At 44.9% G+C, this 7,189-nt stretch carries 6 protein-coding genes; 4 read left to right on the forward strand and 2 right to left on the reverse strand.

Translation table 11 applies throughout. The annotated features are described in order from the left end of the window. Positions 1–643: ATP-binding protein (locus tag JZU62_RS05705; protein WP_295012770.1), on the forward strand; the 643-nt coding region annotated here is incomplete at its 5' end. Between the two features lie 38 nt (positions 644–681). Here JZU62_RS05705 and JZU62_RS05710 read toward each other — a convergent pair. Both JZU62_RS05710 and JZU62_RS05715 read right to left on the reverse strand, forming a co-directional pair. Then, on the reverse strand, positions 682–1,785 hold the full coding sequence (locus tag JZU62_RS05710; RefSeq protein WP_295012772.1) for a YeiH family protein: 1,104 nt from the start codon (positions 1,783–1,785) through the stop codon (positions 682–684). Between the two features lie 58 nt (positions 1,786–1,843). Then, positions 1,844–4,729 (reverse strand): DUF748 domain-containing protein, encoded by a 2,886-nt coding sequence (locus JZU62_RS05715; protein ID WP_295012774.1) that lies wholly within the window; start codon positions 4,727–4,729, stop codon positions 1,844–1,846. 67 nt (positions 4,730–4,796) lie between these two features. On the opposite strand from JZU62_RS05715, the gene JZU62_RS05720 reads away from it, so the two are divergent. Genes JZU62_RS05720 through JZU62_RS05730 form a run of 3 tightly spaced genes read left to right on the forward strand, consistent with a single transcriptional unit; the run spans position 4,797 to position 7,178 of the window. After that, positions 4,797–5,816: a ribonucleotide-diphosphate reductase subunit beta gene (locus JZU62_RS05720; RefSeq protein ID WP_295012776.1), complete on the forward strand. Its 1,020-nt coding sequence runs from the start codon at positions 4,797–4,799 to the stop codon at positions 5,814–5,816. Beyond that, a complete protein-coding gene (locus tag JZU62_RS05725; protein ID WP_295012778.1) occupies positions 5,803–6,537 on the forward strand; it encodes a carbon-nitrogen hydrolase family protein in 735 nt (244 codons plus the stop codon). The genes JZU62_RS05720 and JZU62_RS05725 overlap by 14 nt, the downstream gene beginning before the upstream one ends. Then, the gene (locus JZU62_RS05730) at positions 6,534–7,178 is read left to right on the forward strand and encodes a protein-L-isoaspartate(D-aspartate) O-methyltransferase (protein ID WP_295012780.1); all 645 of its coding nucleotides are present in this window, start codon (positions 6,534–6,536) and stop codon (positions 7,176–7,178) included. The genes JZU62_RS05725 and JZU62_RS05730 overlap by 4 nt, the downstream gene beginning before the upstream one ends. The last annotated feature ends 11 nt before the right edge of the window (positions 7,179–7,189 follow it).

The following is a 7,189-nucleotide window of genomic DNA, read 5'->3' on the forward strand; positions in this document are numbered from 1 at the left end:
AGGTGGAACGCACAAAGCCCAAATCGGTGAAGTGGGTTTGGCGCATGGGGGGATCCTCTTTTTCGACGAACTTCCCCACTTTTCTAAAACAGTCCTCGAAGCGCTCAGAGAGCCGCTGGAAGACCGTCACATCCGTATCTCTCGTGTCAATACCAAAGTCACCTACGATGCTAATTTTCTCTTTGTAGGGGCGATGAATCCCTGCCCTTGTGGTAATCTTTTCAGTACCACGACCGCCTGTCGATGCAGTGATTTAGAGATTAATCGGTATAAATCACGCCTCTCCGATCCCTTTTTAGATCGGATTGATCTCTATGTACAAATGCACGCCGTAAGTGCGGAGGATAAACCGAGCGTCTCTTCCCATCAGCTTCATAAAAAAGTAAGAGAAGCGTTCTTGCGTCAAAAAGAGCGGGGGCAAAAATCCCTTAACGGAGCGCTGAGTGATGCGGAGATTGCACACTATTGTCTGCTCAATCCAGAAACGCAACAGGTCATCAATCAGGCGATAGGGAGATTTGGATTATCATTTCGGGCGGTAAGCCGTGTCCTCAAAGTAGCACGAACAATCGCCGATATAGAAAGTTCACGCGATATAGGGAAAGCTCATTTGCTGGAAGCACTTAGCTATCGGAAGAGATAAGGGGAAATTTGAGGTCGAAATTTTCGACCTCAAAAGCATTAGAACGTCGCAACAACCCATTGAGTGATAACAAATCCGCCTACGACCAACCAAATAAACATCGAACCTGCCGCATAAATAGGGGCTAATCCAAGCCCTTTGAATTTTGCAAAGCGCGTCCCCATACCAAGGGCTGTCATAGCCATTGTCAATAAGAACGTATCGATAAGATTAATATTAGAGATCACCAATTTAATAGTCGTTGCTATCGCTTCCGTTGCGTGAGCATCGGTGAAGTTGAGTAACAATGAATTCACCCCTGCCATACCAACGAAATAAACAGCGAACCATGGGATAACGAGTTTAACACCCCCTCCTGCGGTTCCGCTTTTCTTTGCGCTGTACGAGAGATAAATCCCCAATACGATCAACATCGGAGCGATCATAATAACCCGTGTCATCTTAACAATTACTGCGGTATTTGCCATATCGGCACTCGCACCCGGAATCGATGCAGGAACGGCAACGACTTGAGCTACCTCATGGATTGTCCCTCCGACATACATCCCAAACGTACTTGGAGCCATGTGTAAGAATCCGGTTGCAGGCTCAATAATCGCCGCATACAACACAGGATAGAGAAACATCGAAATCGTTCCGAAAAGGACAACCATCGATACAGCAATCGCTGTTTTATACTCTTCGCTTTTAAGCACCGGTTCCGTCGCCAAAACGGCTGCTGCACCACATACCGATGCCCCCGCAGCGGTCAACATCGACGTATCACGATCGAGCTTAAAAACCTTTTGCGCCAAAAAAGTTCCGAGAATAAACGTGGTAGATAGCATGATCAAAGAGACCATAAATCCCTCCATCCCTACCTCAGCAATTTGCTGGAATGTAATCCGAAACCCGTAAAATACGATGGCAAAACGGAGAATCTTTTTACCCGAAAAAGTAATTCCCCCCTCCCAAACGGAAGGTATACGATTATGAAGAGTATTGGCAAAAAATATCCCCAGTACAATCCCCACGACTAGTGGAGAAATTCCTAGACTTTTAACAACCGACAAATCGGCAATCATCGTCGCAGCTGCGGCAAATATAGCGACAAAGAAGATACCGCTTAGGGTATCTTTACGCTTTGCGGGTGAAAACGGCATAGTTTCTCCTGTCAAATAAAAACGACATTATAAGATGAATCACAAAAATATCAAAATATTAAGGGACGACTATCTCCAAACGTGTCGAAATCAAATCCTCTTTCTGAGCGTTCAGAGGTTCACCCTCTTTGAGAATTAACCGTTTTTCAAATCCAGCTGTTTTCATCAAATAGTTTCTAATCATAGTCGATCGTTGCTGCGCCAGTGTTTGAAGCTCTACTGTACTCAATGGTTGCAGCGGAATTAGCTTTTCGATCAGTGCAGCGGAATAATGGCGAACATACGCCGCTTCCTCAGGATATTTCTCTTTATATGATATTTTTAGCGCTTTTAGCTCATTTTTATCTAATGATTCTTCCGCCATATCTTCAAGCAATTCTACGCTCATCGCTTGGGTAGTGTCAATTTTAATATTTTTATTTTTATTGAGTGCCCTTTGAACCAATTTTTGGCGTTTAAGGGCATTCGTATCCTGCGTCTCGTCCCATCCGCCATAAACATTCAATGCCATCTTCGGACGCTTGGATAGAATCGTGGTAATTTGATCAAGCTTTTCAAGCTGTGGAGGTAAAAGATTCGAAGAACCTGCTTCAAAATCAATGGAAGAGATTTTATCACTATCAATTCCCATCATTGACCCTAGAAGTCTAAATGGTGAAGTAACCGCCTTGGTAAAGAGATTTCCTATTACTTGCCATACCACTTTGCCATATTTAAAATCAGGGTTATTAACATCCCCCTCAATTGGGAGATCAATATCGATCACTCCATCACTATCTTCGAGCAACGCGACAACCAGTCGCAACGGCCACGGTGATCCGCCCGCTTTTTCTTCACCAAGCTCGATTTGTTTTATTATGACTCGGTTGGCTCCATTTAATTTCCCCTGATTTATCTTGTATCCTAGATCCAAAAAGAGTTTTCCTCCCACAATCTTATACCCCAAGAATTCAAGGGAATAGGGGGTGTACCCTTTGAGTTCCAAATTATCAAATGCCACTTTCAAATCGGTGAATTTTTTAGGATCTTTGGTGTTAAGTGATCCATCAATCTTCGCCAAACCGTACTGATCCACCCCACCTCGGAGTTTCACAAACGTCGTAACATCTTTGGTCGTTGAAATCCCCAAAACGGAGCCCTCCAAATCATGCACATACGTTTTAAACGGCAATGGCAGAGACATATCGCTAAAGGTAGCACTGCTTCCGCGAAGGAGAAGTTTCACAATATCAAGACCAAACGGGTTTCCCGATAATTTCGTACCGTTAGACTCTGCGCCACTTTTTTTACTCAATGTCGAATAGTTCAACACTTTTTTGGCATCAATATGAAGATTGGTATAAAATCCATCGATAGCGAGTTGATTCACTTTGAGCCGATTGTCAGGGTAAACGTAAACAAACGGGGTAACGCCAATCTTCGTCCATCCAAGCAATACCGAATCATCACGTGAATCATTAACGACCCAATCATCCAATGCCACTTTCCCGCGTAGTTCGGTTTTGCTCGGTTTATACTCATAATCGGCTTCCAGCGAGAGATTTCCTCTCCGAAGTGACGCATAGGTACTAGGTTCGATATAAGGATCAATCGTAGAGAGATCCAATCCTGTAATATTTACCCGTCCACTACTGCTCAGAGGTGCACGGACAATCTCACTTTTGAGTTCGATGGTACTCTTTTCATTGATGCGTGAAGAGAAGGTGAGATCATTTTTAACCGATGGGTTGCTCTGAAACCCTTTTAGGTTCAAGCTCATTTGATCTAGATTGAACGCCACCTTTTTGTTTGGAACCTCATCGACAAATCCGATACCGCTGTTATTTAAGGCAATCTCATCAATACCATACGTCCACGGTGTTTTACTCTCATCAGACTCCTCTGATGGGAATGCTTTTTGGATCTCCTCTATGTAGTTCAACCAATCGATTTTACCCTCGTGCGAACGATGTGCTGATAGATTAACCCCCTCTAACGTGAGCATCTTGGCGTTAAAGATCTTTTTCATGGGTTGCACTTTTGCCCCATCCAACCGAAGCGAAGAGAGGGCAAAAAGATTATGTTGATTCTCCTTGGAGATAATACGAACTTTATCCATTTTGACATAGAGGTTGGTGAGCTCGGTGCTGTTGAGATCATTGCTGTTAAAGCGGTAATCAAACCCGAATCCTGCCGTACCGTCCGCCACCTCAATGGGTAATTTATCTTTAAAATAACTCCAAGGGGTATAAAGTTTCCCCGAATTAAACGCAACACTTCCCCCCATCACAAACGGCTCAAGCGCATCGATTTTCCCGCTAAAATCGACAAATCCTCCTTCATTGATCGTTGCATACAACCGCATCTTCCCGTTCTCGTTTGAGAGGTTTCGCAAATCAATGTTATCAAGGTTAAATCCGATAGGTCCCACGTTGAGGGTGTAATCTTTCCCATCCGTATAGTCACTGTAACTTAGGCTTCCGTTTTTAAGGGCAAAATGATTGATCATCAGCCTCATCGGCTCGGTTTTTTCATCCTCTTTGGGTTTATCGTCCCTCAACTCGGTGAGCCATTTGAAGTTGAAATCACCGTTTTTATCCCGCTTGATTGTAATTTTAGGTTCAACGAAAGAAATACGATTCACAACCACTGCCCCCTTCCACAGGTAGGCGAGCGGATCGATATTAAATGAAAATTTCTTCAATGCTACAAAATCGCTATTTTGCGGGGTTTTAAACACTACATTATTTAAACGCAGGTGAAACGTAAAAGGGTTAAATGCAGCCTTCTCAACTGAAAACTGACCTCCGTTCGTAGCCTCAAAAACTTTTCCGGGTACAATATTTTTTATGAGATAGGGAACTCCAAAAAAGCCTATAATAGCGTACGTCGATACCGCCGCCGCGACCGATTTGAAGATCAACTTTTTATTCATCTCATCACCCTTTTTAAAAACTATTTCCATTTTATCATACTTAAATCTATATTTCGACATAATCATCTACTTTATCTGCCACATAGGGATAGCCGAAATGAAGCGTAAACAAATTTACAATCCAACCTCAAACGAACACGTAAACGATCGCCAGATTTTCGGCGGCAATCCTACCGGTATTTTTGAACTTAACAACATTAAATACCAATGGGCGTATAACCTCTGGGAGATGATGCTTAACAACACATGGTTCCCTAAAGAGGTCGATATGACCCGCGATGCGGTAGACTACAAATACCTCACCGAGATGGAAAAAACGGCGTACGACAAAGCCCTCTCCCAACTCATTTTCATGGACAGCCTCCAAACCAATAACCTCATGGACAACGTGAACCCGTACGTCACCGCCCCTGAGGTCAACCTCATTTTGGTGCGCCAAAGTTTTGAAGAAGCCCTCCACTCTCAAAGCTACGCAGTAATGGTTGACTCCATCAGCCAAAATTCTGAAGAGATCTATGATCTCTGGCGCCGTGACATGATGCTCAAAACCAAAAATGACTCGATTGCCGCACGCTATAACGATCTCGCCAACGATCCATCAGAGAGTGCCTTCGTCAAAGCATGTTTTGCGAATCAGATTTTAGAGGGAATCTACTTTTACAGCGGATTTACCTACATCTACACCCTCGCCCGTTCGGGTAAAATGTTAGGCTCTGCACAGATGATCCGCTTTATCCAGCGTGACGAAGTGACCCATCTCGTGTTATTCCAAAACATCATCAACACCCTTCGCCGTGAAAGAGCAGATCTCTTTACCGAAGAGTTGCTCGAAGAGGTTTATGATATGTTCCGCAAAGCTGTCGAACTCGAAGTCGCATGGGGTCAATACATCACCCAAGGGCAGATTTTGGGACTCACCAACGAAATCGTGGAACAATACATCCAACACCTCGCCGACAACCGCCTAACGGCCGTCGGGATGAGGCCTCTCTACAATGTGACGAATCCGATCAAATGGGTCGATGATTTCTCCAAATTCAACGACCAAAAAACCAACTTCTTTGAGGGCACTGTTACCAACTATTCCAAAGGAAGCCTCAGTTTTGACGACTTCTAAAACCCGTCCAATTGTCTCTTTGTGTTTCGAGACCGATTCTGATTTTACGAAAAATCTTGATCGTCTCATAACACTCATCGATCAATCTCCCGAAGATGCCATCATCGTTGCCCCCGAAGTGTGTTTAAGCGGTTTTGCGTATGAACACTTCGAAGAAGCGGCGGCATTTACCCCCATCGCTCTCGATAAGTTGATGGAACACATCGGTAACCGTCTGTTGATTTTTACCGCGATTACCCAAAAAGAGGGATCATTTTACAACATCGCCTACGCCCTTCATCAAGGGGCTATCCTCCACACTCAAGCCAAAGCGAAACTCTTTGCCCTCGGAGCGGAGCATGAGTATTTCAGCGCGGGTGAAGAGGACAAAATTAAGCCGTTTCTCTTTGAGGGGATCACCATCGGTATCTTGATCTGCTTCGAGCTCCGCTTTAAATACCTATGGCAACAACTAGAAGGGTGTGACATTATCGCCGTCCCTGTCCAATGGGGAAAACTGCGCGCCGAGCACTTCGCTACCCTTACAAATGCGTTAGCCCTAATGAACCAATGCTATGTCGTTGCCTCAGACGCGGCAAATGCGGATACGACAGCTCTAAGCGGTATTATCACCCCTTTCGGCGGTGAAATACGCAATAACGGCTCCGAATCGTTAACATCCCACTATGAAGCGCGGACGGTAGAGTCTATGCGCCGATACCTCAACGTAGGAATAGCATGAGCATCGATAAAATCACCATTATTAAAACAACACGGATGGCGGATGAGATCACCAAAAAATACCCTCTCCGTCCCATCATCAAAAATGCGATCATCCATACCAACCGTGAAGCATTCGTCCCTCTGGCAATGCGCCATAACGCCTATCGTCTTGACGCCCTCCCCATCGGAGCACAGCAATACATCTCCTCACCGCTGACAGTGGCAAAGATGACCCAGTATCTCAGCCCTGAGGGGTGTGATAATGTTTTAGAAATCGGGTGCGGAAGCGGCTATCAAGCAGCCGTCCTCTCCAAAATATTTCGCCGTGTCTTTACCATCGAGCGGATTGAATCACTCCTTTTGGAAGCAAAAGAGCGTTTTCGACATCTCCATTTGGGAAACATTCACACCCGCACCGATGACGGTCAAAACGGCTGGGAGCAATACGCTCCGTTTGATCGGATTTTATTCTCCGCATCGGCGCGCTCCATCCCCCAAAAATTGTTTGACCAACTCCGAGAAGGGGGAATTTTACTCGCTCCCGTTGAAAAAGGTCGTGAACAGATCATCACCCGCTTTACGAAGCAGGGGGGTAAAATTCATGAAGATGCCCTTGAGGTATGTGATTTCGTCCCCGTCCTCGATGGAGTTGTGCGATGAGCCTTCCCGAA

Source organism: Sulfuricurvum sp. (assembly GCF_019163035.1).
Taxonomy (GTDB): domain Bacteria; phylum Campylobacterota; class Campylobacteria; order Campylobacterales; family Sulfurimonadaceae; genus Sulfuricurvum.

Bases quoted from the DNA above. Each gene is read 5' to 3' on its own strand.
- JZU62_RS05710 (WP_295012772.1), bottom strand. From the start codon at position 1,785: ATGCCGTTTTCACCCGCAAAGCGTAAAGATACCCTAAGCGGTATCTTC.
- JZU62_RS05715 (WP_295012774.1), bottom strand. From the start codon at position 4,729: ATGGAAATAGTTTTTAAAAAGGGTGATGAGATGAATAAAAAGTTGATC.
- JZU62_RS05720 (WP_295012776.1), top strand. From the start codon at position 4,797: ATGAAGCGTAAACAAATTTACAATCCAACCTCAAACGAACACGTAAAC.
- JZU62_RS05730 (WP_295012780.1), top strand. From the start codon at position 6,534: ATGAGCATCGATAAAATCACCATTATTAAAACAACACGGATGGCGGAT.